The sequence below is a fragment of the Mesorhizobium sp. P2_A12 genome (genome assembly GCF_056405075.1).
The window spans coordinates 493,766-516,990 of record NZ_JBFUCU010000004.1; the positions used below are offsets into that span (position 1 = coordinate 493,766).

A 23,225-nucleotide genomic window follows, 5' to 3' on the forward strand; every position below is an offset into this window, starting at 1 on the left:
CGCAATGCTGCACGATCCTGCCCAGCTCGATCTGATGTTCCAGGCGCTCGCCGATCCGGCGCGGCGGCAGATGGTCGACCGGCTGTCGCGCGGCCCGGCTTCGGTAAGCCAACTGGCCGAGCCGCTGGCGATGTCGCTGTCGGCCGTCGTCCAGCATCTGAACCTTTTGGAGGCAAGCGGCCTCGTGCGCACGCAGAAGGTCGGTCGGGTGCGCACCTGCCAGATCGAACCCAAGGCACTGAGAGCAGCCGAACACTGGATCAATGAACGGCGTCTCGTCTGGGAGCGCCGGCTGGACCGGCTCGGCGATTTTCTGGCTGAGACCAAGGACAAAAGCTGAAGGAGGCAATCATGACGGAACGTTCCGTGATTCATTCGACCATCGTGCTGGAGCGCACCTACGACGCTGTGCCGGCGCGCGTGTTCCAGGCCTTTGCCGACCCGGAGGCCCGCATGCGCTGGGGCGCGCCTTCAAAGACTGCCGAACTGGTCTACGACAAGGCCGATTTCCGCGTCGGCGGGCTGGATGTCAGCCGCTGCGGTCCGCGTGGCAGTCTGATCTACCGGGTCGAAAACCGCTACGTCGATATCGTGCCTGAGCAGCGCATCGTGTCGACCGAGCTCGTCTGCGAGGGTTGGAACCGGCTGTCCGCCTCCTTGATCACAATCGAGTTTCAGCCGGTCGGTGCGTCCACGCGGCTGGTGCTGACCGACCAGATCGCTGCCTTCGGCGGCAAGGACATGATCGCCGGCAGCAAGGCCGGATTCAACGCGGCGTTGGACAACCTGGCTGCCGAATTCGTGCCTGAGACCGCCGGTGCCTGACGATCCATCGATGAGGATCATGCTCTGAATTCAATCCATCCATCGAGGAGAATCCCATGACCGAACGTTCCGTTGTCCATTCCACCTTCGTCATCGAGCGCAGCTACCCAGCGTCGCCCGCAAAAGTCTACTTTGCGCTGAGCAATCCAGAGGCCAAGCGACGCTGGTTCGCCGATCCGCACGATCCGATGCCCAGCAGGCATGAAATGGATTTCCGCATCGGCGGCAGGGAGGTCAATGCCGGCTGTCCGAGCGATGGCCAGATGCATTTTTTCAATGCTGTCTATCAAGACATCGTGCCGGACCAGCGCATCGTCTACAGCTATGAGTTGTTGTTCGGCGAAACCCGTGTCTCGGTGTCACTGGCCACGATCGAGCTGCTTGCCGAGGGCGACGGGACGCGGCTTGTGATGACGGAACAGGGTGCCTTCCTCGACGGCCACGATACGTCGGCCACACGCGAGCATGGCACAGGTGAGCTGCTCGATGCGCTCAGCGCTTTCTTGCGCGAGGAAGCTTGAACTGCGTTGCCGATACGGCGGGGCCGTCAGGCTTCCCAGAACTGATCGAGCCAGATGTTGAGTTTGAGGAAGCCGGGATTGCTCACCGTATAGACGCGTCTGGTGCCTTCGGCCTTGGCGTTGACCAGCCCGGCATCGAGCAGCACTTTCAAATGTTGCGAAACGGCCGGGCGCGATACAGGCAAACCCGCAGCCAACTCGTTGACGGTTTTCGGGCCGCGGCGAAGTTCTTCCAGAAGATGGCGCCGGTTGGGATCGGCAATCGCCATGAAGGCGTCGGAAAACATCATGCCTTTATTAGTGAGGCAAAGCCTTTCGAATCTCAACTGTCTGCTTCTGCTTTTCTTCTGGGATCAAGCCGCAATGCTTCCGGCGTCACCGACCGGTCGGCCGGTTGCGTCTTGAAGGCGTCACGATCTTCGATCGGCACCGGAGCTCGGCGGCTGATGCGCAGCAACGTATAGCCCGCCAGGCAGACATGCGCGAAAGCGGTCGCCAGGAACAGGCCTTCCGGGCGCATCCAGCCCATCAAGGCGGCTGCCAGCAGAGGTCCGATCATCGTGCCGAAGCCGTAGAGCAGAAGCAGGCCGCCCGACACCTTGACGAAATCCTCGGCGCGGGCGTGGTCGTTGGCATGCGCCACCGCGATCGAATAGAGCGTATAGGCGAAGCCGCCATAGGCGGCCGTGAAGACGATGACGAAGACGCTGGAGCGTGGCTCGAACAGAAAGATGGCAAGCGCAACCAAGGCCGCGCCGAAGGCAGCACCGGCCAGCACGAAACGCCGGTCGGTCTTGTCCGAGAGGCGCCCGGCCGGAAGCTGCATGGCGGCACCGGCAACGACAACCAGGCTCATCATCAGGGCGATCTCGGCCGTGGGAATGCGGATGCGGGCGCCATAGACGGCGCCAAGCGTGCCCCAGGCGCCGTTGGCGATGCCGATCAGGACGCAAGCGACAGCGGACACCGGCGAATTGACATAAAGGCCTTTGACGTCGAGCGAGACATCCTGCAGCGGCTTGGGGTGGGAAGCGGTCGAAACCGCGGTCGGGAGCAGTGACAGGCAAAATAGAATGCCCGTGATCATGAACAGCGAGGCGGACTTCACGTCGCCGCCAGCGACGATCATCTGCCCGCCCATAATCGAGGCATAGGTGACCATCATATAGAGGCCGAAGATGGTGCCTCGGTTCTCGTTGGTGGCCTTTTCGTTCAGCCAGCTTTCGATGACCATGAAGGCGCCGGCCATGGTGAAGCCGGTGAAGGCGCGCAGCAGGATCCAGACATACTCGTCGATGATCAATCCGGTGAGCAGCGCCACGATGGCGCCGGACGCGGCAAAGGCGCCGAAGGCGCGCACATGCCCGGCGCGGCGCACGATGCGCGGTGCGAAGAAACAGCCGGTGACGAAGCCACCGGCCCAGGCCGTGCCCATCAGGCCGAGCGATGCGGTCGAGAAGCCTTCCAACTGACCGCGCAGCGGCAACAGCAGCCCGTGCAATCCAGACGCCGCGAGCAGGAAGGCGGTGCCGCGAAGCAGCGAGAGGATCGGTCGGTAGGTTGCGAACATTGTTGGATCCGGCTCGGGTTGGCGGGGACGCTTGAGTCTGAAGACAGTCGCATTCGGGCTTTTCCGCGGCGAGCCCCGCGCCCGCCTCTATCCGCGGCGGAACAGTGCTTCGGCGGCCGATTTGGTGCTGTCCTTGGCCCTGAGCTCGTTTTCCAGGCGGGTGATCTCATCGCGCAGTATGCCAATCCGCTCGGTCAATTCACCGACCGAAAGCAGCGACAGGTCCTGCCCGATCTCGTGCGGGCGCGCCCTCTTCTTGGGTTCGTCGTCGAAGATCGCCATCGTCGCTCCTCCCACATTGGCCATTTGCCTGATTTGGCAATCAGCATACATAGGGCAGGGGCGTCGATGCAAACAGCCGGTCGGATAACGGCGAGGAAAGACGGGAAATCTCATGGCGAGCGGACAGAAAATTCCGGCAAGAATGACGGCCATCGCGATCTCGGTGCCGGGCGGCCCCCGGGTGCTGAAACCCGAAACGCGCGACGTGCCGCAGCCGGGCCCCGGCGAGATCCTGATCAAGGTGCATGCCGCCGGCGTCAACCGGCCGGACATCCAGCAGCGCAAGGGCGCCTACCCGCCGCCGGCCGGCGCGTCCGACTTGCCCGGCCTCGAGGTGTCGGGCGAAGTGGCCGCCCTTGGCGATGACATATCGCGCTGGCGCATCGGCGACCGCGTCTGCGCGCTCACGCCCGGCGGCGGCTATGCCGAATATGTCAAGGTTCACGCCGGCAGTGTGCTGCCGCTGCCGGCCGGCTTTACCCACACCGAAGCCGCGGCGGTGCCGGAAAACTACTTCACCGTCTGGCACAATTTGTTCGAGCGCGGCGGCCTGAAGAGCGGCGAGACGCTGCTCGTCCATGGCGGTTCGTCCGGCATCGGCACCACGGCGATCCAGCTTGCCTCGGCTTTCGGCGCCAATGTCATCACCACCGCCGGCAGCAACGAGAAGTGCGACGCCTGCCTGAAGCTCGGCGCCGACAGGGCGATCAACTATCGCGAGGAGGATTTCGTCGCCGCGGTCAAGGAGGCGACCGCTGGCAAAGGCGCCAATGTCATCCTCGACATGGTCGGCGGCGACTATGTGGCGCGCAACTACGAGGCCGCGGCGATTGAGGGTCGCATTGTGCAGATTGCCGTGCAGGCCGGCGCCGTGGCGAGCGCCGACTTCTCGAAGATCATGGTCAAGCGGCTGACCCATACGGGGTCGACGCTGAGGCCGCGCACCGTCGAATTCAAGGCGGCAATCGCGGCAGCGCTGGAGGCGCAGGTGTGGCCGTTGCTCGGCACGCGCAAGGTCGCGCCCGTGATGGACATGATCTTCCCGCTCAGCGAGGCCTGGCGGGCGCATGAGCGGATGGAGGAGGGCGAGCACATCGGCAAGATCGTGCTCGACGTCGGCTAGGGCGGATCGAGAATCAGATGATGCCGGCCTGACCTCTATCTCGACACGTCCTGGTCGTGCGCCTCCCTGCCTACAAGATGAACAGAGGCTTAATGGTGCAATGCAGCATTTGCATCATTGCTATGCAAAAACGGCCGTTCAAGTCCAGATCGATGATGACTATTTGAGCATCACCGAAACGAACAACCCATTTGGAGGACTACCATGAACCCGATCCGCGCTTTCCGTAACTGGCGTAGGTACACCGAGACTGTGCGCGAACTGAACAGCCTCAACGCACGTCAGCTCAACGATCTCGGCATCAACCGCGCCGACATCGAAAAGATCGCCCGCAAGGCCATCTAAAGCCGAGCACGGTCCGCGCAGGCGGACGGTGCCGTAGAAGCCAGAGCCGCATCAGACGGATCCCGTCGCGGTTCCGAGCCCGCTGGACCCAGTCCGGCGGGTTTTGTCGTTCTGGGGGTCGGACGACCAGGGCCGTCGACCGCGGCCTCCGTCGGCAAAGCCAGTTTGTCGCTGCTCAAGAGCGCGAAGCCGTTCCAGTGGTCGCGGGCCACGGTTTCTGGCCGATGACATCCAAAATCATTGCGAAGCGGCGACGGAGCGGCTATACAGGCCGCGAATTTCCCATTTTGGTGGCTCTAAACCACCGCCCGCGCGGGAACGCGGGCGAACGAGAAGGATTTTTAAAAATGGCCAATACGCTGCTGATGCCCAAGGCGACTGCCGTCTGGCTGGTCGACAACACCGCGCTTTCTTTCGAGCAGATCGCGCAGTTCTGCGGGCTGCATCCGCTCGAGGTCAAGGCGATCGCCGACGGCGAATCGGCGCAAGGCATCAAGGGCATGGATCCGATCATGACCGGCCAGCTGACCCGCGACGAGATCGCGCGCGCCGAAAAGGACCCGAACCAGCGCCTGAAGCTTTCGGACCCCAAGGTGCGGGTGCCGGAATCCAAGCGCAAGGGTCCACGCTACACGCCGCTGTCGAAGCGCCAGGACCGGCCGAATGCCATCCTGTGGCTGGTGCGCAACCATCCCGAACTGAAGGATGCGCAGATCTCGCGCCTCGTCGGCACCACCAAGTCGACGATCGAACAGATCCGCGAGCGCAAGCACTGGAACTCGGCCAATCTGCAGCCGATGGACCCGGTGACGCTGGGCCTCGCCTCGCAGATCGACCTCGACATGGAAGTCAACCGCGCTTCGCGTGGCCGCGAACAGGCGCAGCCTGTCGGCGACACGCTTTTGCCGGCGGCCTTGACCGAGCGGCTGGTGCCGGCTCCGGAGAAGCCAAAGGACGAGGACGCCGAGCTCGACGCCAACGCCGTTTTCGCCAAGCTCTCGGCCCTGAAGTCGAAGAACACCGACAACGACGACGAGTGATAACTCCGACACCCAACAAAAAAGCCCTCTTCGAGCGGGCTTTTTTGTGCGATCCGGCAATCTCTTTTTGTTTTGACACAATACCGGAAGGAAAACCTTCCACACTCTTCCTGGCGCGCTCTAGGTCCGCGCCGCGCGATCCGGCGCCATGCCGTAATCCTCGCTGCGCTCCACCGCGCGGTAGAAGTCGGCAAGCTGCTTGCCTCGTTCCGGCTTGAAGATGCGGCCGGCGATGACCACCGAAGCGATGCGATCAATACGGAAGGCGCGAAAGTCGTCGCGCATCTCGCACCAGGCGACCAGCGTCCACACCTTGCCCCAGAACCACAGGCCGAGCGGACGAATATCGCGTGCGGTGCCGCGGCCGGCCTCGTCGCTATAGTCGATGGTCAGAACCTGGCGCTTTTCGACCGCGCGCTCGATCAGGTCGATCGCCTCTCGGGCGGCGTCGCTGACCACCCACATCGGCGTGTGGATCTCGGTGCGGGCGATGCGGTCCTTCTCGGCATCCGGCAGCACCGCACCGATCTTGATCAGCGCCTCGTCGGCGGCGCGCGCCATGGCGGCGCCGCCAAAGGCGCGCACCATGCGGGCGCCGGCAACCAGCGCGACGATCTCGTCACGCGTGAACATCAGCGGCGGAAGGTCGAAACCCTCCCTCATCATGTAGCCAACCCCTGCCTCGCCGTCGATCGGCACTCCGGTCGACTGCAGGTCGGCGATATCGCGGTAGATGGTTCGCTCGGAAACCTCGAGCCATGTGCCGAGCTTCTGGGCGGTGACCAGACGGCCACCGCGCAGATGCTGCACGATCTGGAAGAGCCTGTCGGCGCGGCGCATCGTTTGGTCCCTCGGCGTTGTTTCTATGCATGTCGCCCAAAACCGCAGAACAGTTTTGGGGCGGCATGCATCATGGTTTCAGCCCTTCGCGCTTGCGCTGCGCGGCGACGAATGCCGCGCCGAAGGACAGTTTTCTCGTGGTCGGCGTCTTCAAGTCGAGCACCCGCCAGAACGGCGCAATATCGCTCAGTGTCATGCCGCGCTCGAGATCCTCGTTGGCGGCCTCGGCAACAGTGCGCAGATGATAGCCGATGGTGACTGGGCATGTCACTTCTGCGCCGTGTTCGATGGCAAGCGCCGTGCGCAGCGCGCGGACATCCATCTCGACGCCTTCTGGAATCGAGCGGATGAACTCATCGACCTGACGAGCTGTCGGCACCAGCATCGGCTGGCCCTCGATCACATCGGCCATCGTGCGCGGCGTCGGCTTCACGCCGTTGATACCGGGCGAGTTCAGCCTGTCGTTCCAGCTTTTCATCGATCGTCCTTTCGATCGCTCATGGATTTGCGCATCTATGACACGACGCTCCTGACACCATACTGTCAGGAGGCTTCAGCATACTCCTTGGCGAACAGCGTCCGCATCTGCGCGAGATCGCTGCCTCTTTCCGGATAGAGCGTCTTCAGAAAGGCGAGCGCGAAGGTGCCCGGCGCCGAGCCCGGCGCGGAAACGATCGCGCCGTCGGCAACGGCGTGCGGCACGTCCTGATAGTTGCTTTCGCCGGCATAGCCGGCTTCATGACTGTTGATCCAATCGCGGCCATTGCTGGTGTGCCTGGCCTGCTCGAACAGGCCGGCCCGGGCCAGTGCCAGGGTGCCGGCGCAGATACCGCCAACGACGCCCCCGCGCGACGCAACAGCGGTGAGCAGTTCTGCCGCATCCGGCGGCGCCTTGCCTGCCCACTGGTCGGAGCCGATGACGACGATGGCGTCGAGATCGGCATTCTCCCCAGCTTCAGCCGAGCGATCTGGCGTCAGCCGAAAACCGCTGATCCCGGTCACTGGCTTGCCACCAGGCGTCAGCGATACGGTGCGCGCACCGAACCATTCGACCGCCGAGGCCGCCAGCAGCCCATATTCCCAGTCGGCAAAGCCGTCGATGAAAAGAAAGCCGATCTGCTTCTGTTCGGGCATGAGCTCGCTCCTCCCTTGCGCGCCGGACTTGTTATCTGGGCGTTGTGGCGCCCACATCCAACCGCAGTGTCGAAAAATTCGTCTCAATTGCCGCGGTAGCGACGCTCGGCATACATGTCCGGCCAGCCGATATCCTTGCGAATGTCCGCCGGCAGCGAGTTCATGAACCGCTGGGTGCGGATCTCGTTGCGCATCGTCCGTATCTTGCCAACATAGTGCTGCATGCCGCGCAGAATGGTGGAACCGTTCATAGCTAGTCTCCTCTCTTTAACTGGAGGCAGTATCGCATACCCCTCCTGACAGCAGTCTGTCAGGAGGGTGGCAGGGCGCGGACGATAGTTGCGATCGGTGCTTGTTGCGAGGGAAGCATTGTTTTCACGGCATCCAAACGTAGCCCGCAAGAGGCTTGCACGACTGGGATTGTTCACCGTGGGAATACCGGTCGAGGCTTGATTGTTCAGTCCTGAGCGACGGACTGTCAGGATACGCGGTCTTCAGCGACGCGGCCGCAGTTCTGATATGGAGGGAGAAAACTATTCCCCCAAAAACAGGGAGACGACCATGAGCCTGCAACTGACAGGAATCCACCATCTGACCGCCATCACAGCCAATGCGCCTGGAAATCTTCATTTCTACACAAGGGTGCTGGGCTTGCGGCTGGTCAAGAAGACGGTGAACCAGGACGACACTTCGGCCTACCACCTCTTCTATGCCGACGGCGAAGCGACACCGGGCACCGATCTTACCTTCTTCGATTGGCCGGTTGGCCATGAGCGGCGCGGCACCCACAGCATCGTGCGGACCGGCCTCAGGGTCGGCAGCCAGGAAAGCCTTGCCTGGTGGAAGCAGCGGCTGAACGACGAAAACATCCTGACGAGTGAGATCGCCGACATCGGCGGCTACCCCGGCCTGGATTTCGAGGATCCCGAGGGCCAGCGTCTGCGTCTCGTCAGCGATGGCGGCAAGGGCGACAGCCATCCCTGGGCGCAAAGCCCTGTGCCGGTTGAGCACCAGATCCGCGGGCTCGGGCCAATTGTCATCAGCGTTCCCGACATCACCAACACCGAGGCGGTGGTGACGCAAGTGATGAACATGCGCAAGGCTCGCGACTATGCCTCGCCGGAGGGCCAGGTTCACGTCTTCGAAATGGGCGAGGGCGGGCCGACGGCGGAGCTTCACGTCCTGGTGCAGCCTGGACTGGCGCCGGCAAGGCAAGGTGCCGGTGCGGTCCATCACGTCGCCTTCAGGGCGCCGGACCAGGAGACGCTGCATCAATGGACGGCACGGCTGGCCGAATTCCGGCTGCCGTCGAGCGGCGAGGTCGAGCGTTATTACTTCCGCTCACTCTATTTCCGCGAGCCGAACGGCATCCTGTTCGAGATCGCCACCGATGGACCAGGGTTCACCGCCGACGAGCCGCTGGAGACGCTGGGTGAAAAGCTGGCCCTGCCGCCATTCCTCGAACCGAAGCGCGCCTCGATCGAGGCCGGCCTCAAGCCGCTGAAGTAGATCGTTTCTCGGCCAAAGGCGGGCGCTGCGTTCTGGTTTGGGATCGCGGCGCCCATTCTTCTCAGGCAACGATGACGTGCTTTGACAGCCGGCCGCGTTGCTGGTCAAAGGCGGCATGTCGAAACTCCTCGCGCTCGTCATTGTTGGCATCATGGTCATCCAGCTGATCAAGCCGCTCGGCTGGCCGGGGCTGAAACGGCGCAGCGACTTCTGGAAGCTGGCGCTGCTGGCGATGGCGGCGATTTCCATAACAGCCGTGCTCGGACACTGGACCTAGGCCTGCGCCAAGCAAACCGGCTCCAGTTCAGCTGGCAAGCACCGGGCCGACGAGATGCTCGGCCCAGGCCCGGTAGCCGGCTTCCGAGGCATGAAATCCGTCGGAGGCAAAACCCTCCTCAGGATTTGTTATCGGCAGGCGCGGCGCTGGCACCGCGCCGCGCTCCAGGCAAAGGCGTTCGCCCATCCGGTTCATCGCTGTGGCGCGGATCTCGAGAATCTTGCCAAGCAGCGACGGCATGGCCGGCGCCCGCGTGAACTCGAGCACCGGCGACCAAACCACGCGCGCCTCCGGCCATTTGGCGCGCAGCGCATAGAGCAGGCCGCCGAACTCCTTCTTGAAGCGCGGCACCGAATGAAAATTCTTGGTGTCGTTGGTGCCGATGGCGAGCACGATATGCGTCCACGGATCCGCCGACAGATTGGGCAGGACATGGTCGCGGATGTGGCCCGACGTTGCCGAATTGAAGCCGGCGGCCCGCCAGCGCACGGCACGGCCGGTGTTCTGCGCAATCAGCATGGCGAGTTGCGCGGCAAGTCCGTTTTCCGAATTGCCGATGCCAACCGAAGCGGCCGAGGAATCCCCCAACACCAGTAGCGAGATCGCCGGCGCCTTGCCCGGGAGATCGTGCATGACCGGACCCTGCGCCGGCAGCATGCGTGTGGTGCGGCGGCGCACCCCGAGGCCTTGCCAGACATAGACCGGGTAGGCGAGCCAGGTGAGGAGGGCGAGAGGGCGCTGCATGGGGATCCTTTAGCGCATGTTGCGCCTGAGGTGAACGATCGGTTGCCTGTCGCGCTAATCGCAACAGGTCTCCTGCGCACCCGACCGGTCACCGTATTCATCATGCAGCCGCACCCAATCCATCAGACCATGATAGGGACCAGTTTCGTTGCGGCCCTTCGGCGTCATGTCGAGATAATCATATGTGCCGATCAGCGCCTCGCCGCCGCGGGCGCGCGACACGAAGGTGAGAAAGATGTCGCCGTTCTCGTCTCGGTAGAAAACGCTGGTGCCGGGAAGCTCCTTCGACGTCCGGGGGAACGGTCTCGAAATTGTAAGTGGTGTCGCCAGCCGCGATCTGCTTGTCGGTGAAGGAGACCTGCATGTCGAAGTTGAAATCCGAGGCATAGGACGACACCCAGTCGAACCTCCAGCCCATGCGCTGCTTGTAGGGCAGCAATTCGGCCAGCGGCGCCCGCGAGATCACGACCAGCGACACGTCGTGATGCCTGAGGTGCTGGTTGGCGCCGTCGATATGGTCGGCAAGGAACGAGCAGCCCTCGCAATGATGGTTGCACCCCGGCCCGAACATGAAGTGGTAGACGATCAACTGGCTGTTGCCGGCAAACAAGTCCGCCAGTTTCTTCGGCCCTTGCCCGGTCTCGAAGACATAATCCTTGCGGATCTTCAGCCAGGGCAGTTCACGCCGTTCGGCGGCGACGCGCTCGCGAAGCTTCGTGAGTTGTTTCTCGCGCGCCAGATGCGCCTTGTGCGCCTGGAACCAGTCTTCGCGCGAAACGACCTTGTTGCGATGCATGAACCTCTCCCTGTCTGTCATCCCAAGGACGTTCGGGACGGGCGAAAACCGACATCGCCGGTTGGATGTTTTTGAGCATGATCTTGCGAAACCGGATTCCAGTTTCGGGATCACGCTCCAGCGCCGGAGAGGAAGTAGGGATGCAGGCGCGCCGTCCCAAGCCCAGGCAAGCCACAAACAAAAAACCCGGGCGCAGCGGCCCGGGTTCGAAGGAAGACAGAAAAAGCCCCGATCAGGCGGCCTGCTCCAGGCTCGCCTTCCATTTCCCAAGTGCGGCCAGATGGTTCATGTGGGCACGGTGGGTGAAAGCGGCCTGGCCGGCCGCGACGTTCGAGGCCTTGCCGCTCCAGGCTTTCTGTGGCGCGGCCTGCAGCGCGCGGCCATAGGAGAAGGTCAGCTTCCACGGGTGCGGCCCGATGGCGTTGATGGCGTTGAGGTTGGCGGTCGCTTCCTCGTCCTCCTGGCCGCCGGAGAGGAAGGCGATGCCAGGCACCGCCGCCGGCACAGTCTCGCGGAACAGTTTTATGGTCTTTTCCGCGACTTCTTCCGGGCTGCTCACCTTGCCCGATTTCCTGCCGGCCAGCACCATATTGGGCTTCAGGATGGTGCCCTCCAACACGACGCGTGCCGCATGGAGCTCGTCATAGAGCTTGATCAGCGTCGCCTTCGAAATCGCATAGCAGGTCTCGATGTCGTGGGCGCCGTCCATCAGCACTTCCGGCTCCACGATCGGCACGATGCCGGCTTCCTGGCAAAGTGCTGCATAGCGGGCGAGCGCATGGGCGTTCGAGCTAATCGAATTGGCCGAAGGCACGCCCTTGCCGGTGTCGATGTCGATCACCGCGCGCCATTTGGCGAAGCGGGCGCCGAGCTTGTAGTAGTCGGCAAGGCGCTCACGCAGGCCATCGAGGCCCTCGGTGACGGTGTCGCCGGGGAAACCGGCCAGAGGCTTGGCGCCGGCATCGACCTTGATGCCGGGGATGGCGCCGGCCGCCTTGATGATATCGACCAGCGGCGTGCCGTCGGCGGCCTTCTGGCGGATCGTCTCGTCGTAGAGGATGACGCCGGAAATATACCGGGTCATCGCCTCCCTGGCGCGGAACATCATCTCGCGGTAGTCGCGGCGGCTGTCGGCGGTCGATTCGACGCCGATGACGTCGAAGCGCTTCTTGATGGTGCCGGAACTTTCGTCGGCGGCCAGCAGGCCCTTGCCATCGGCCACGATCGCGGCGGCAATGTCTTCGAGACGTTCGCTCATTCTGCTTCTCCTGAAACGGTTGTCTTCCGCGCTTAACGGAAGTCTACCGCCAAAGGAATGGCATCGGAAAGCTCGAATCGATTGAAAGTCTTGAGAGCCCTTGCCCGCTCTCTTTGTGTTGATCGAGGCGTTCGGTTTAGCCGCATTTCCGCGGCGCCAGGCGTTTCCGGCTGGCTGAAGAATAAATTAGTGCTTCAGCACGTCGACGCCGGGCAGCGGCTTGCCTTCCATCCATTCCAGGAAAGCGCCGCCGGCGGTCGAGACATAGGTGAAGTCGTCGGCGACGCCGGCATGGTTGAGCGCCGCCACCGTGTCGCCGCCGCCGGCGACCGAGACCAGCTTGCCGGCCTTGGTGCGCGCCGCCGCGTGCTTCGCCGCCGCCACCGTCGCATGGTCGAAGGGCGCGATCTCGAAAGCGCCGAGCGGGCCATTCCAGACCAGCGTTGCGGCGCGGTCGATCCATTCGCCAATGGTCGTCACGGTTTTGGCGCCGACATCGAGGATCATGCCGTCGGCCGGCACATCCGAGATGGCGACGGTCTCGCAGGCCGCACCGGCCTTGAATTCCTTCGCGACGACACCGTCGACCGGCAGGATGATGGCGCAGCCGGCCTCGGCCGCTTCGATCATGATCTGCTTGGCAGTGCTGGCGAGATCATGCTCGCACAGCGATTTGCCGACATCGGTGCCGCGCGCGGCAAGGAACGTGTTGGCCATGCCGCCGCCGATGACCAGCGCGTCGACCTTCTTCACCAGATTCATCAACAGGTCGATCTTGGTCGAGACCTTGGCACCGCCGACAATGGCAACCACCGGACGGACCGGATTTCCGAGACCCCTCTCCAGCGCCTCGAGCTCAGCCTGCATGGTGCGGCCGGCGAAGGCCGGCAACAGACGCGCCAGCCCCTCGGTCGAGGCGTGGGCGCGGTGCGCCGCGGAAAAGGCGTCGTTGACGAAGATGTCGCCACAGGCGGCGAGCCTTTCGGTGAAGGCCGGATCGTTCTCTTCCTCGGCCTTGTAGAAGCGGGTGTTTTCGAGCAGCAGCACGTCGCCCTTGTCCATGGCGGCTATGGCGCTTCCCGCCGTGTCGCCGACGCAATCGCTGGCGAAGCCGACGGGACGGCCAAGCACATCGGCGGTCGCCCTGGCGATTGGCTCCAGCGAAAATTCCGGCGAGGGGCCATCCTTGGGGCGGCCGAAATGCGCGAGCAGGATCACCTTGGCGCCCTTGCCGGAGAGCTCGGCGATGGTCGGCGCAATGCGTTCGATGCGGGTGGCGTCTGTTACCTTGCCGTCGGCGACAGGCACGTTGAGGTCGACGCGCACCAGCACGCGCTTGCCGCTGATGTTGCCGATGTCGTCGAGGGTCTTGAGGGCGGCCATGCAGGTTCCTTTCGCGAAAAATCGGGGGACCATACCCCGCGCCAACGATGATGCAAGGCTTAGGCTTGCTTCGATACGAAATTTTGAAGTCGGTACCAGGGCTGTACCTTCAGGGGGATCAGGGGCAGCACGGCGATCGTCGTGTCAGCTCTCGGTCGCTGCCTTTTCCGCCGCCGGTTCCGGCGCCGGTTTCTCGTCCGCCCGAGCCTCGGCCAATTGCGTTTCGGTCGGTTTGCGCCAGTTGCGGATAAAGGCAGAGAGACGGTCGCCGATTTCGCCGGCGCTCAGGAAAACCGGCACCCGCGCCACCGGCGCGGTCGGCTCGAAGGAGAGGCCCAGGCCCATGATCTTGCCCTTGTCGTCGACGTCGCGGACGATCAGCTCGATCGGACCGAGCAGCACGCGGTCGGCATATTCGGCATGGCCGCCGAGCCGCGCCGTGACCAGCGCGCCTACGGTGAGCTTTTGCTCCGCTTCGGTCAGGCCGGGCGCATAGGCGGCTTCCAGTTCGGCAGCGGAGCGCGCCGGGTCCACGGCGAAGGCGCCGAAGAAATCCGCATCCTCGGGATCGACCACGGCGCGGCTGGCGAACAGCTTGTCGAGCAGGCGCGGATAGCGATCCGGTACGAAGATATAGACTTGGTCGCCGGCGGCGAGCCTGCCCATGTCCTGGAAGCGCATCGAGCGCCCGTCGCGCAGCACCAGCGAGGGTCGTGCCCAGCGCGGAATGCGTTCGCCGCGCGCCACCGGACTGCCGTGTGCCACGCGATAGGCAAGAAGCTCGTGATGGGCCGAGCCCGGCAGTTCCAACTCGACCTTGTCCAGCGGGCCGAGGCGCGCCGGCACGATCAGGCCGAGGCGGCGCGCCAGCGGCCCGACCGTCCAGCCCTGGATGACCAGCGAGACCAGCACAATGATGAAGGCGGTGTTGAAGATGATACGGCCGTTTTCCAACCCGCCGAGCAGCGGGGTGATGGCGAGCAGGATCGACACCGCGCCACGCAGGCCGACCCAGGAGACGAAGGCGACTTCGGGGCGCGGCAAGCGGAACGGGATCAGGCAGAGCCAGACCGCGATCGGGCGGGCGACAAACATCAGGAACAGGCCGAGCGCTGCCGCTGGCACCATGATCGCCGGAAATTGCGACGGCGTCGCGAACAGGCCGAGGATCAGGAACATGATGATCTGCGCCAGCCACGACATGCCGTCCTGGAAGCGTTTCAGAATGGTGACGGCGCGGATGTCGGAATTACCGGCGATCAGGCCGGCAATATAGACCGCCAGGAAGCCCGAGCCGCCGATGGCGCCGGCGGCGGCAAAGATCATCAGCGACAGGGTCAGCACGAAGATCGGCAGCAGGCCGTGGTCGAGATTGAGCCGGTCGACGAGGCGCACGATGGCGAGGCCACCGAGCGCGCCGACGACGGCGCCGAGGCCCATGTTGAGCAGGAAGCCGAGGGCCAGACTGGTGAGCAGGGCATTGGCTTCGGGGTTGGCGTGGGCGGCGATGATCTCGACCAGCGTGATGGTCAGGAAGATGGCGATCGGGTCGTTGGTGCCGGATTCCACCTCGAGCGTGGCGCGCACGCGCTCACGCAGATTGATCTCGCCGGCGCGCAGCAGGAAGAACACCGCCGCGGCATCGGTGGAGGCGACGGCGGCGCCGAGCAGGAAGGATTCGAGCCAGGTGAGGTCGAGCAGGTAGTGGGCGGCGGCGCCAAACAGGCCGGTGGTGAGGAGGACGCCGAAGGTCGCCAGCGACAGCGCCGGACCCGCCGCCTGCCGCAAGGCGTTGAGCGGCGTTCCAAAACCGGAATCGAACAGGATGACGGCCAGCGCCAGTGAGCCGGCAAAATAGGCGATGCGGGCGTTATCGAACTGGATGCCGAGGCCGTCTGTTCCGCTGGCCAATCCAATGCAGAGAAACAGCAGCAGCAGCGGGGCGCCGAAGCGAAAGGCGATCAGGCTCGAAAACGCGGCGGCGACGACGAGTGCTGTGCCGACCAGCGTGACGAGATAGATCGCATGCTCCATCCTGAAATCAGCCCCTCAAATTCGTCTGTCTCCTGGTTTACGGCAGAGTGGGGCGAAGACGTGACCAGTGCAAGGCGGCGGGGTGGTTTTTTGCCCTATGCCGCTGATTTTCGAACGCTTTGGCGCTCAGGGCACAATTTGAGAAGGCGCACGGCGCTCGCATGAAAAACGCCCGGACAAAGCCGGGCGTTCCAGGTCTCGAAGAGAAAGCGTTGCGATCAGGCGATGGTCTTGCTGAAGGCGACCGCCGTGTCGGCCATGCGGTTGGAGAAGCCCCATTCATTGTCGTACCAGGACAGCACCGACACGAAGTTGCCGTCCATGACCTTGGTCTGGTCGAGCGCCATGATCGAGGAGCGCGGATCGTGGTTGAAGTCGATCGAGACGTTCGGGTGATGGGTGACGCCGAGAATGCCCTTCAGCTTGCCGTTGGACGCAGCGATGACCGCATCGTTGATCTCCTGGACGGTGGTCGGCCGCTTGGCGATGAACTTGAAATCGACGACCGAGACGTTCGGGGTCGGCACGCGGATCGAGATGCCGTCGAGCTTGCCCTTGAGGTCAGGCAGGACGAGACCGATCGCCTTGGCGGCACCGGTCGAGGTCGGGATCTGCGACAAAGCGGCGGCGCGGGCGCGGTAGAGATCCTTGTGCATGGTGTCCAGCGTCGGCTGGTCGCCGGTGTAGGAATGGATCGTCGTCATCATGCCCTTTTCGATGCCGACCGTCTCGTGCAGCACGGCAGCCAGCGGCGCCAGGCAGTTGGTGGTGCACGATGCGTTCGAGATGACGATGTGGTCCTTGGTCAGCTTGTCGTGGTTGATGCCGTAGACGACGGTGAGGTCGGCGCCTTCGGCGGGCGCGGAGACCAGCACGCGCTTGGCGCCGGCGGTCAGGTGCGCGGCGGCCTTGTCGCGGGCGGTGAAGATGCCGGTGCATTCGAGCGCGATGTCGACGCCCAGTTCCTTCCACGGCAGCTGGGTCGGATCCTTGATCGCGGTGACCTTGAACTTTTCCTTGCCGACGGTGATCTGGTCGCCGGAGACCGAGACTTCGTGCGGGAAGCGGCCATGCACGCTGTCGAAGCGAAGGAGATGGGCATTGGTCTCGACCGGGCCGAGGTCGTTGACCGCGACGACGTCGATGTCCTTGCGGCCTGATTCATGGATGGCGCGCAGGATGTTGCGGCCGATGCGGCCGAATCCGTTGATGGCAACTCTGACGGTCATTTTTCTCTCCCGGGGAGCTGGAGGGCAGACGATGGGTCCGCAGCTTCATAGCGGCGGATGCGGAAAGAATCCAGCCGCAGCGACATGGATTTAAATCGATTAGGTTGGGCCAGTCCGGTGAAATCGCTTCGTGCGGTTTCGCCGGGGCATTGTTGCTTCGACATGTCGTTGTCCCAAAACCACGATGCGCTTTTGGGCGACATGCAAGACCTTACTTGCCGTGCAAGCGGGCTTCCGCTGCCTTGGCGGCTGCATCGGCGGTGATGCCGAAATGCGGATAAAGCTGTTCGATGGTGCCGCTGGCGCCGAAGCCGGTCATGCCGATGAAGATGCCGTCGGAGCCGATGAGATGGTCCCAGCCCTGGCGGATGCCGGCCTCGATCGCCATCTTGATCGGCGCGTTGCCGATCGTCTTCTTGCGGTAGTCGTCGCTCTGCTTGTCGAACAATTCGAAGCAAGGCATCGACACGACGCGGGTCGGATGACCATGCTTTTCCAGCAACTCGCGGGCGGCAAGCGCGATCTCGACCTCGGAGCCGCTGGCGAAGATCGTCACCGCGGCCTCGCCGCTGGATGCGGCCAGTTCGTAGCCGCCCTGGCTGCTCAGGTTCTTGGCCGAGAATTCGGTGCGTACCGTCGGCAGGTTCTGGCGGGTCAGTGCCAAGGTCGAAGGCGTCTTTTCCGACTCGAGAGCGATCTGCCAGCATTCGGCGGTTTCCACCGCATCGGCCGGACGGAAGACATTGTGGTTGGGAATGGCGCGCAGTGCCGCCAGATGCTCGACCGGCTGGTGGGTCGGGCCGTCTTCGCCCAGACCGATGGAATCATGGGTCATCACGAAGATCGAACGGATGCCCATCAGCGAGGCCAGCCGCATCGACGGACGGGCATAGTCGGAGAAACACATGAAGGTGCCGCCATAGGCGATCAGGCCGCCATGCAGCGTCAAGCCGTTGAGTGCGGCAGCCATACCATGCTCGCGGATGCCGTAATGGACATAGCGCTGGCCATAGTCGTCCGGCGTGATGTTCTTGGTCTGGCTGGTCTTGGTGTTGTTGGAACCGGTCAGGTCGGCGGAGCCGCCGATGGTCTCGGGTACGGCGCCGTTGATGACCTCCAGCGCCATCTCGGACGATTTGCGGGTGGCGACCTTCGGCTTGTCGGCCGAGAGCTTCTGCTTGTAGTCGGCAATGACGGCGTCGAAGTTGGACGGCAGCTTGCCGGCGATGCGGCGCTCGAACTCAGCCTTCAGCTTGGCTTCGGCCTTGGCAAGGCGGCCTTCCCAGTCGGTGCGTGCCTTGACGCCGGCCTGGCCGGCGGTGCGCCAGGCGTCGAGGATATCGGCCGGAATCTCGAAGGGCGGCGAATCCCAGTTGAAGAACTTCCGCGCCCCGGCAATCTCGTCGGCGCCGAGCGGCGAGCCGTGCGCCTTGTTGGTGCCGGCCTTGGTCGGCGCGCCGAAGCCGATGGTCGTCTTGCAGGCGATCATCGTCGGCTTGTCGGAATGGCGGGCGGCTTCGATGGCATAGGCGATCGCTTCCGGATCCGTGCCGTCGATGTGGCTGGCGTTCCAGCCGGACGCCTGGAAGCGGGCAACCTGGTCGGTGTTGTCGGCGAGCGACACCGGGCCATCGATCGAGATGTTGTTGTTGTCCCAGAAGACGATCAGCTTGTTGAGCTTGAGGTGCCCGGCAAGCGCGATGGCCTCCTGGCTGACGCCTTCCATCAGGCAGCCGTCGCCGGCCAGCACGTAGGTGTAGTGATTGACGAGGTCGTTGCCGAAGGCGGCGTTCATGATGCGCTCGCCGAGCGCGAAGCCAACCGAATTGGCGAGGCCCTGGCCAAGCGGGCCGGTCGTCGTCTCGATGCCGGTGGCGTGACCGTATTCAGGGTGGCCGGCGGTCTTCGAGCCTAGCTGGCGGAAATGCTTTATCTGGTCGATGGTCATGTCTTCATAGCCGGTCAGATGCAGCAGCGAATAGAGCAGCATCGAGCCGTGACCGGCCGACAGGATGAAGCGGTCGCGGTCGGGCCAGTGCGGGGCCTTGGGATCATATTTCAGGAAGCGCGTGAACAGCACCGTGGCGATGTCGGCGCAGCCCATCGGCAGGCCGGGATGGCCGGACTGAGCCTTCTCGACGGCGTCCATGGAGAGAAAACGGATCGCATTGGCCATCCGGTCATGTTGTTCACGCGACGTCATGGTTCCTCCAGAAATGGGGGTTTGGGGGCTGGGGAGAGCCCTGGAAAAGGGTGCGCGACACATAGCAGGCGCGGGCTTTTAGTCAACAAATCGGTGCGTATTTGCCGGCGTTGTGATGCCGGCGGCGGGCCTACATTAGCGTTAGCAGGGGACAGTCGCGAGAGCTTTGTTGACGTTGCCTTCACCCGGTGCCTAATGTTTCGCGGATAACGCGTTCTGAACGCGAACGATTCGGTGATGGGCAGGGCACAGGACGAAGGCCATGACCGGCGAAACCACGCTCAAGGAAGTCATCTCCAGGCTGGGTAAGGCCATCGAGGGGCTGGAAAATGCCGTCGCGGCCAAGCTCGAGCATGAACGCGATTACTCGGAAGCCGAGGCCGAGGTGCAGCGGATGAACGCCGACCGATCTCGGCTGGCGCAAGAACTCGACAATTCCGAAGCGCGCGCCGAAAGGCTGGAAGACGCCAACAAGGAAGTGTCGCGACGGCTGGTGACCGCCATGGAAACCATCCGCGCTGTGTTGGACAGATAGGGCTGGACAGGTAGGCTCATGGCACAGGTCACGGTTTCCATCGACGGCAAGCAGTATCGGATGGCCTGCGACGAAGGCCAGGAAGAGCATCTGATCGATCTTGCGGAACGCTTCGACCGCTATGTCTTGCATCTGAAGGACTCATTTGGCGAGATCGGCGACCAGCGGCTGACCGTCATGGCCGGCATCATGGTGATGGACGAGCTCTCGGAGTTGCAGAAGCGCGTCAAGGGCATGGAAAGCGAAGTGCTGACCTTGCGCAAGACGCGTGACGATGCGCTGACCAAAGCCGACAAGAACGACAGCGTGCTGACCAACGCGCTTGGTGCATTGGCGCAGCGCATGGAAGATCTGACGGAGACGCTGGCGGTCAACAAGGCCTGAGGGCACGGAGCGTTCCTACCCACGCCAGGCTCGCATGCGCTGGCGTTATCGTCGGCAGCACAAAAATGCTCGTTCTGCCGCCGACAAGAGTTTCATATTATCTCGCGGCCACGATTTTTGCGCTAAGATGCGGCAATGCCGGAGCGTGGGGACGCCTTGGTGGCGGCATGGTTTGCCGCCCGTAGCCCTCTCTGCTGGCAGGATTTGTTTCAGGGGAGATGTGCCATGAGCCTTCGTATCAACGACATCGCGCCGGACTTCACCGCCGAGACCACGCAAGGGACGATCAAGTTCCATGAATGGATCGGTGACGGCTGGGCGATCCTTTTCAGCCACCCGAAGAATTTCACCCCGGTCTGCACGACCGAGCTTGGCACGATGGCCGGGCTGGAAGGCGAGTTCAAGAAGCGCAATGTCAAGATCATCGGCATTTCGGTCGATCCGGTCGAAAGCCACGGCAAATGGCAGGACGACATCAAGACGGCGACCGGCCATTCAGTGAAGTATCCGCTGATCGGCGACAGGGACCTCAAGGTCGCCAAGCTCTATGACATGCTGCCGGGCGGCGCCGGCGAGACGTCGGAGGGCCGCACGCCCGCCGACAACGCCACGGTGCGCTCGGTCTATGTCATCGGGCCGGACAAGAAGATCAAGCTGACGCTCACCTACCCAATGACCACGGGCCGCAACTTCGACGAGATCCTGCGCGCGGTCGATTCCATGCAGCTGACCGCCAAACACCAGGTGGCGACGCCGGCGAACTGGAAGCAGGGGGAGGATGTCATCATCACCGCCGCCGTCTCCAACGAGGATGCAATCAAGCGTTTCGGCGCCTACGAGACCATCCTGCCCTATCTCAGGAAGACCAAGCAGCCATCCGTCTGACCACTTCGGAACCGTTTTTGGCTTTCTCGCCGCAGCGAGCGAAATGATACTTGACTGGGTCACGCGAGGGGGCAACCATGCTCCCCTTGGGTGCCGGTAGAGAAAATCATTCCTGCCGACCAAAGCGCGTCGTTCCGAATGGATTCAGACGGCGCGCCGAGGTCTGAGTTGTTATGCATGTCGTTCTCCCAAAGCCGGGGCCACTTTTGGGCGACATGCATCAAGGGTTGGGGGAGCTGAAATTGGACCTAGCTTTGGCCAGGCCGCAGGTCAGCGGCTTCTATGACAAGCCGACCGGGGCAATCCAATATGTCGTCGCCGACCCGGCGACGAAACGATGCGCCATCATCGATCCGATCCTCGACTTCGACGAGAGGTCCGGCGTCACGGCGACGAAGAGCGCCGATGCCCTGCTCGACTTCGTCAGCGAGCAGGGGCTGGGCGTCGAGTGGATCCTCGATACCCATCCGCATGCCGACCATTTCTCGTCGGCGCACTATCTGAAGCAGAAGACCGGCGCGCCCACGGCGATCGGCGAGAGGATCGTCGACGTCCAGAAACTGTGGAAGGCGATCTACAACTGGCCGGATTTTCCCGCCGACGGTTCGCAGTGGGACAGACTGTTCGGGGAAGGCGAGACCTTCCGGATCGGCACCCTTCCGGTCACGGTGCTGTTCTCCCCCGGGCACACGCTGGCCTCGATTACCTATGTGATCGGCGATGCCGCCTTCGTCCACGATACGCTGTTCGTGCCCGACAGCGGCACCGCAAGGGCGGACTTTCCCGGCGGCAGTGCAGCGCGGCTGTGGCATTCGATCCAGGACATCCTGGCGTTGCCGGACGAGACGCGCGTTTTCGTCGGCCATGACTATCAGCCCGGCGGACGAGAGCCGTTGTGGGAAAGCACGGTCGCGATGCAGAAGGCCAGCAATATCCACCTCGTTGCCGCGCGCACCGAGGCTGATTTCGTCGCCCTGCGTGAAACCCGCGACAGGACGCTGCCGATGCCGAGGCTGATCCTGCATGCGCTGCAGGTGAACATGAATGGCGGACGGCTGCCGGACCCGGAAGCCAATGGCCGGCGGTATCTGAAATTTCCGCTGGACTCGCTTTGACCTGACGGCGCTAGAGCGGTTCACCGTTTCACGGAAACGCCGAACCGCTCTATCTCTTTGTTTTGACGCAATTCCGGACGGAAAACCGTTTCACACTTTTCCTGGAATTGCTCTAGACAGCGCTACAAAAAAAGGCGGCGTCAGTTTCCTGACGCCGCCTTTGTATTTTTGTTGCCGGCCTTAAGCCGCCGGCTGTGCCTCGATGGTGCGCAGCGCCTGCGTCTGGCGCTTGGCGGCGGCCTTGACCGCGTCCTGCACCTTCTCGAAGGCGCGCACCTCGATCTGGCGCACGCGCTCGCGGCTGATGTCGAACTCGGCCGACAACTCTTCCAGGGTCAGCGGCTCCTCCGCGAGGCGACGAGCCTCGAAGATGCGCCGCTCGCGCTCGTTGAGCACGGCAAGAGCGCCCGACAGCATGCCGCGCCGGTTTTCCAGCTCGTCCTGCTCGATCAGCATCTCTTCCTGGCTTTCATGGTCGTCGACGAGCCAATCCTGCCATTCGCCGGATTCACCTTCGCTCGCCCGGATCGGGGCGTTGAGCGAGGCGTCGCCCGACAGGCGGCGGTTCATCGACACCACTTCGGCTTCGGAAACGTTCAGCCTTGTGGCGATCTCGGCGATCTGGTCGGGCTTGAGATCGCCGTCATCCAGCGCCTGGATCTTGCCCTTCACCTTACGCAGGTTGAAGAACAGGCGCTTCTGGTTGGCGGTCGTGCCCATCTTGACCAGGCTCCACGAGCGCAGGATGTACTCCTGGATCGAGGCCTTGATCCACCACATGGCGTAGGTCGCGAGGCGGAAGCCGCGCTCCGGTTCGAATTTCTTGACGGCCTGCATCAGGCCGACATTGCCTTCCGAGATCACCTCGCCGATCGGCAGGCCGTAGCCGCGATAGCCCATGGCGATCTTGGCGACGAGCCGAAGGTGGCTGGTGACGAGCTTGTGCGCAGCGGAGGTGTCTTCATGCTCGGCATAACGCTTGGCGAGCATGTACTCTTCCTGCGGCTGCAGCATGGGAAAGCGGCGGATTTCTTCCAGGTAGCGGCTGAGGCCGCCTTCGCCGGAAACGATACTGGGTAGTGACTGGGCCATGATAGCGCCCCCTCTCTATTGGAGTGATGCCCCCGAAACGCGGCGGGCATGTGACGCGAGCACCAAAAGGCTCGCCCGCGACACCAGATATATACAGGAAC

The 23,225-nt window shown here is 63.3% G+C and carries 26 protein-coding genes and 1 pseudogene; 12 read left to right on the top strand and 15 right to left on the bottom strand.

The features are described from left to right. Nucleotides 1-4 precede the first annotated feature (4 nt). From AC1DZU_RS12705 to AC1DZU_RS12715, 3 genes are read left to right on the top strand one after another with little or no spacing between them, the layout of a single operon-like run. Nucleotides 5-340, top strand: coding sequence for an ArsR/SmtB family transcription factor (locus tag AC1DZU_RS12705; protein WP_095089377.1), 336 nt, complete (start codon nt 5-7; stop codon nt 338-340). Nucleotides 341-351: 11 nt separating this feature from the next. After that, entirely contained in the window at nt 352-825 is a 474-nt protein-coding gene (locus AC1DZU_RS12710) for an SRPBCC family protein (protein ID WP_477285035.1), read from the top strand. A gap of 56 nt (nt 826-881) precedes the next feature. Beyond that, on the top strand, nt 882-1,346 hold the full coding sequence (locus AC1DZU_RS12715) for an SRPBCC family protein (RefSeq protein ID WP_477285037.1): 465 nt from the start codon (nt 882-884) through the stop codon (nt 1,344-1,346). Between the two features lie 26 nt (nt 1,347-1,372). Here AC1DZU_RS12715 and AC1DZU_RS12720 read toward each other — a convergent pair whose 3' ends face one another. The 3 genes from AC1DZU_RS12720 to AC1DZU_RS12730 all read right to left on the bottom strand — a co-directional run bounded on the left by AC1DZU_RS12720 (nt 1,373) and on the right by AC1DZU_RS12730 (nt 3,198). Continuing rightward, nucleotides 1,373-1,636: an ArsR/SmtB family transcription factor gene (locus AC1DZU_RS12720; RefSeq protein ID WP_095089373.1), complete on the bottom strand. Its 264-nt coding sequence runs from the start codon at nt 1,634-1,636 to the stop codon at nt 1,373-1,375. A gap of 32 nt (nt 1,637-1,668) precedes the next feature. Next, a complete protein-coding gene (locus AC1DZU_RS12725; RefSeq protein WP_477285040.1) occupies nt 1,669-2,916 on the bottom strand; it encodes an MFS transporter in 1,248 nt (415 codons plus the stop codon). A gap of 87 nt (nt 2,917-3,003) precedes the next feature. After that, on the bottom strand, nt 3,004-3,198 hold the full coding sequence (locus tag AC1DZU_RS12730; RefSeq protein WP_477285042.1) for a DUF1192 domain-containing protein: 195 nt from the start codon (nt 3,196-3,198) through the stop codon (nt 3,004-3,006). 112 nt (nt 3,199-3,310) lie between these two features. Here AC1DZU_RS12730 and AC1DZU_RS12735 point away from each other — a divergent pair, with 112 nt between their 5' ends. From AC1DZU_RS12735 to AC1DZU_RS12745, 3 genes are all read left to right on the top strand, one after another. After that, nucleotides 3,311-4,321, top strand: coding sequence for an NAD(P)H-quinone oxidoreductase (locus AC1DZU_RS12735; RefSeq protein ID WP_477285044.1), 1,011 nt, complete (start codon nt 3,311-3,313; stop codon nt 4,319-4,321). A 204-nt stretch (nt 4,322-4,525) separates the two neighbouring features. Next, on the top strand, nt 4,526-4,666 hold the full coding sequence (locus AC1DZU_RS12740; protein WP_095089369.1) for a DUF1127 domain-containing protein: 141 nt from the start codon (nt 4,526-4,528) through the stop codon (nt 4,664-4,666). A gap of 347 nt (nt 4,667-5,013) precedes the next feature. Further along, complete coding sequence (locus AC1DZU_RS12745) at nt 5,014-5,706, top strand: DUF1013 domain-containing protein (protein ID WP_095089368.1); 693 nt, start codon at nt 5,014-5,016, stop codon at nt 5,704-5,706. A 120-nt stretch (nt 5,707-5,826) separates the two neighbouring features. On the opposite strand, the gene AC1DZU_RS12750 is transcribed toward AC1DZU_RS12745, so the two are convergent. The 4 genes from AC1DZU_RS12750 to AC1DZU_RS12765 form a co-directional block, all read right to left on the bottom strand. After that, nucleotides 5,827-6,546 carry a helix-turn-helix transcriptional regulator gene (locus tag AC1DZU_RS12750; RefSeq protein ID WP_477285047.1) on the bottom strand — a complete coding sequence of 240 codons (720 nt, stop codon included), beginning with the start codon at nt 6,544-6,546 and terminating at the stop codon, nt 5,827-5,829. Between the two features lie 70 nt (nt 6,547-6,616). After that, nucleotides 6,617-7,024, bottom strand: coding sequence for a hypothetical protein (locus tag AC1DZU_RS12755; RefSeq protein ID WP_477285049.1), 408 nt, complete (start codon nt 7,022-7,024; stop codon nt 6,617-6,619). A 65-nt stretch (nt 7,025-7,089) separates the two neighbouring features. Beyond that, on the bottom strand, nt 7,090-7,680 hold the full coding sequence (locus tag AC1DZU_RS12760) for a DJ-1/PfpI family protein (RefSeq protein ID WP_477285051.1): 591 nt from the start codon (nt 7,678-7,680) through the stop codon (nt 7,090-7,092). Nucleotides 7,681-7,763: 83 nt separating this feature from the next. Next, nucleotides 7,764-7,931 carry a hypothetical protein gene (locus tag AC1DZU_RS12765; RefSeq protein WP_477285053.1) on the bottom strand — a complete coding sequence of 56 codons (168 nt, stop codon included), beginning with the start codon at nt 7,929-7,931 and terminating at the stop codon, nt 7,764-7,766. 310 nt (nt 7,932-8,241) lie between these two features. On the opposite strand from AC1DZU_RS12765, the gene AC1DZU_RS12770 reads away from it, so the two are divergent. After that, a complete protein-coding gene (locus AC1DZU_RS12770; protein WP_477285055.1) occupies nt 8,242-9,189 on the top strand; it encodes a ring-cleaving dioxygenase in 948 nt (315 codons plus the stop codon). Nucleotides 9,190-9,304: 115 nt separating this feature from the next. Then, a complete protein-coding gene (locus tag AC1DZU_RS12775) occupies nt 9,305-9,466 on the top strand; it encodes a hypothetical protein (RefSeq protein WP_082525434.1) in 162 nt (53 codons plus the stop codon). 27 nt (nt 9,467-9,493) lie between these two features. On the opposite strand, the gene AC1DZU_RS12780 is transcribed toward AC1DZU_RS12775, so the two are convergent. The 7 genes and pseudogenes from AC1DZU_RS12780 to tkt all read right to left on the bottom strand — a co-directional run bounded on the left by AC1DZU_RS12780 (nt 9,494) and on the right by tkt (nt 19,113). Continuing rightward, nucleotides 9,494-10,210, bottom strand: a complete 717-nt coding sequence (locus AC1DZU_RS12780) for an SGNH/GDSL hydrolase family protein (protein ID WP_477285057.1) — start codon at nt 10,208-10,210, stop codon at nt 9,494-9,496. A 54-nt stretch (nt 10,211-10,264) separates the two neighbouring features. Beyond that, nucleotides 10,265-11,006, bottom strand: a pseudogene (locus AC1DZU_RS12785) (DUF899 domain-containing protein). A 232-nt stretch (nt 11,007-11,238) separates the two neighbouring features. Further along, nucleotides 11,239-12,264, bottom strand: coding sequence for a class I fructose-bisphosphate aldolase (locus AC1DZU_RS12790; protein WP_477285059.1), 1,026 nt, complete (start codon nt 12,262-12,264; stop codon nt 11,239-11,241). Between the two features lie 186 nt (nt 12,265-12,450). After that, nucleotides 12,451-13,647 carry a phosphoglycerate kinase gene (locus tag AC1DZU_RS12795; protein WP_477285061.1) on the bottom strand — a complete coding sequence of 399 codons (1,197 nt, stop codon included), beginning with the start codon at nt 13,645-13,647 and terminating at the stop codon, nt 12,451-12,453. Between the two features lie 144 nt (nt 13,648-13,791). Continuing rightward, a complete protein-coding gene (locus AC1DZU_RS12800) occupies nt 13,792-15,681 on the bottom strand; it encodes a potassium/proton antiporter (protein WP_477285063.1) in 1,890 nt (629 codons plus the stop codon). A 218-nt stretch (nt 15,682-15,899) separates the two neighbouring features. After that, complete coding sequence (gene gap / locus AC1DZU_RS12805; RefSeq protein ID WP_095089351.1) at nt 15,900-16,910, bottom strand: type I glyceraldehyde-3-phosphate dehydrogenase; 1,011 nt, start codon at nt 16,908-16,910, stop codon at nt 15,900-15,902. A 211-nt stretch (nt 16,911-17,121) separates the two neighbouring features. After that, a complete protein-coding gene (gene tkt / locus AC1DZU_RS12810; protein WP_477285065.1) occupies nt 17,122-19,113 on the bottom strand; it encodes a transketolase in 1,992 nt (663 codons plus the stop codon). Nucleotides 19,114-19,375: 262 nt separating this feature from the next. Here tkt and AC1DZU_RS12815 point away from each other — a divergent pair, with 262 nt between their 5' ends. The 4 genes from AC1DZU_RS12815 to AC1DZU_RS12830 all read left to right on the top strand — a co-directional run bounded on the left by AC1DZU_RS12815 (nt 19,376) and on the right by AC1DZU_RS12830 (nt 22,032). Continuing rightward, the gene (locus AC1DZU_RS12815; protein ID WP_095089347.1) at nt 19,376-19,648 is read left to right on the top strand and encodes a DUF4164 domain-containing protein; all 273 of its coding nucleotides are present in this window, start codon (nt 19,376-19,378) and stop codon (nt 19,646-19,648) included. An 18-nt stretch (nt 19,649-19,666) separates the two neighbouring features. Then, a complete protein-coding gene (locus AC1DZU_RS12820) occupies nt 19,667-20,032 on the top strand; it encodes a cell division protein ZapA (protein WP_095089345.1) in 366 nt (121 codons plus the stop codon). Between the two features lie 225 nt (nt 20,033-20,257). Further along, a complete protein-coding gene (locus AC1DZU_RS12825; protein WP_477285068.1) occupies nt 20,258-20,917 on the top strand; it encodes a peroxiredoxin in 660 nt (219 codons plus the stop codon). A gap of 215 nt (nt 20,918-21,132) precedes the next feature. Next, nucleotides 21,133-22,032: an MBL fold metallo-hydrolase gene (locus AC1DZU_RS12830; RefSeq protein ID WP_477285449.1), complete on the top strand. Its 900-nt coding sequence runs from the start codon at nt 21,133-21,135 to the stop codon at nt 22,030-22,032. Between the two features lie 180 nt (nt 22,033-22,212). Here AC1DZU_RS12830 and rpoH read toward each other — a convergent pair whose 3' ends face one another. Next, a complete protein-coding gene (gene rpoH, locus AC1DZU_RS12835; protein ID WP_184875790.1) occupies nt 22,213-23,124 on the bottom strand; it encodes an RNA polymerase sigma factor RpoH in 912 nt (303 codons plus the stop codon). Nucleotides 23,125-23,225 lie beyond the last annotated feature (101 nt).

Bases quoted from the DNA above. Each gene is read 5' to 3' on its own strand.
- AC1DZU_RS12705 (WP_095089377.1), top strand. From the start codon at position 5: ATGCTGCACGATCCTGCCCAGCTCGATCTGATGTTCCAGGCGCTCGCC.
- AC1DZU_RS12710 (WP_477285035.1), top strand. From the start codon at position 352: ATGACGGAACGTTCCGTGATTCATTCGACCATCGTGCTGGAGCGCACC.
- AC1DZU_RS12715 (WP_477285037.1), top strand. From the start codon at position 882: ATGACCGAACGTTCCGTTGTCCATTCCACCTTCGTCATCGAGCGCAGC.
- AC1DZU_RS12720 (WP_095089373.1), bottom strand. From the start codon at position 1,636: ATGATGTTTTCCGACGCCTTCATGGCGATTGCCGATCCCAACCGGCGC.
- AC1DZU_RS12725 (WP_477285040.1), bottom strand. From the start codon at position 2,916: ATGTTCGCAACCTACCGACCGATCCTCTCGCTGCTTCGCGGCACCGCC.
- AC1DZU_RS12730 (WP_477285042.1), bottom strand. From the start codon at position 3,198: ATGGCGATCTTCGACGACGAACCCAAGAAGAGGGCGCGCCCGCACGAG.
- AC1DZU_RS12735 (WP_477285044.1), top strand. From the start codon at position 3,311: ATGGCGAGCGGACAGAAAATTCCGGCAAGAATGACGGCCATCGCGATC.
- AC1DZU_RS12740 (WP_095089369.1), top strand. From the start codon at position 4,526: ATGAACCCGATCCGCGCTTTCCGTAACTGGCGTAGGTACACCGAGACT.
- AC1DZU_RS12745 (WP_095089368.1), top strand. From the start codon at position 5,014: ATGGCCAATACGCTGCTGATGCCCAAGGCGACTGCCGTCTGGCTGGTC.
- AC1DZU_RS12750 (WP_477285047.1), bottom strand. From the start codon at position 6,546: ATGCGCCGCGCCGACAGGCTCTTCCAGATCGTGCAGCATCTGCGCGGT.
- AC1DZU_RS12755 (WP_477285049.1), bottom strand. From the start codon at position 7,024: ATGAAAAGCTGGAACGACAGGCTGAACTCGCCCGGTATCAACGGCGTG.
- AC1DZU_RS12760 (WP_477285051.1), bottom strand. From the start codon at position 7,680: ATGCCCGAACAGAAGCAGATCGGCTTTCTTTTCATCGACGGCTTTGCC.
- AC1DZU_RS12765 (WP_477285053.1), bottom strand. From the start codon at position 7,931: ATGAACGGTTCCACCATTCTGCGCGGCATGCAGCACTATGTTGGCAAG.
- AC1DZU_RS12770 (WP_477285055.1), top strand. From the start codon at position 8,242: ATGAGCCTGCAACTGACAGGAATCCACCATCTGACCGCCATCACAGCC.
- AC1DZU_RS12775 (WP_082525434.1), top strand. From the start codon at position 9,305: ATGTCGAAACTCCTCGCGCTCGTCATTGTTGGCATCATGGTCATCCAG.
- AC1DZU_RS12780 (WP_477285057.1), bottom strand. From the start codon at position 10,210: ATGCAGCGCCCTCTCGCCCTCCTCACCTGGCTCGCCTACCCGGTCTAT.
- AC1DZU_RS12790 (WP_477285059.1), bottom strand. From the start codon at position 12,264: ATGAGCGAACGTCTCGAAGACATTGCCGCCGCGATCGTGGCCGATGGC.
- AC1DZU_RS12795 (WP_477285061.1), bottom strand. From the start codon at position 13,647: ATGGCCGCCCTCAAGACCCTCGACGACATCGGCAACATCAGCGGCAAG.
- AC1DZU_RS12800 (WP_477285063.1), bottom strand. From the start codon at position 15,681: ATGGAGCATGCGATCTATCTCGTCACGCTGGTCGGCACAGCACTCGTC.
- gap (WP_095089351.1), bottom strand. From the start codon at position 16,910: ATGACCGTCAGAGTTGCCATCAACGGATTCGGCCGCATCGGCCGCAAC.
- tkt (WP_477285065.1), bottom strand. From the start codon at position 19,113: ATGACGTCGCGTGAACAACATGACCGGATGGCCAATGCGATCCGTTTT.
- AC1DZU_RS12815 (WP_095089347.1), top strand. From the start codon at position 19,376: ATGACCGGCGAAACCACGCTCAAGGAAGTCATCTCCAGGCTGGGTAAG.
- AC1DZU_RS12820 (WP_095089345.1), top strand. From the start codon at position 19,667: ATGGCACAGGTCACGGTTTCCATCGACGGCAAGCAGTATCGGATGGCC.
- AC1DZU_RS12825 (WP_477285068.1), top strand. From the start codon at position 20,258: ATGAGCCTTCGTATCAACGACATCGCGCCGGACTTCACCGCCGAGACC.
- AC1DZU_RS12830 (WP_477285449.1), top strand. From the start codon at position 21,133: ATGCATCAAGGGTTGGGGGAGCTGAAATTGGACCTAGCTTTGGCCAGG.
- rpoH (WP_184875790.1), bottom strand. From the start codon at position 23,124: ATGGCCCAGTCACTACCCAGTATCGTTTCCGGCGAAGGCGGCCTCAGC.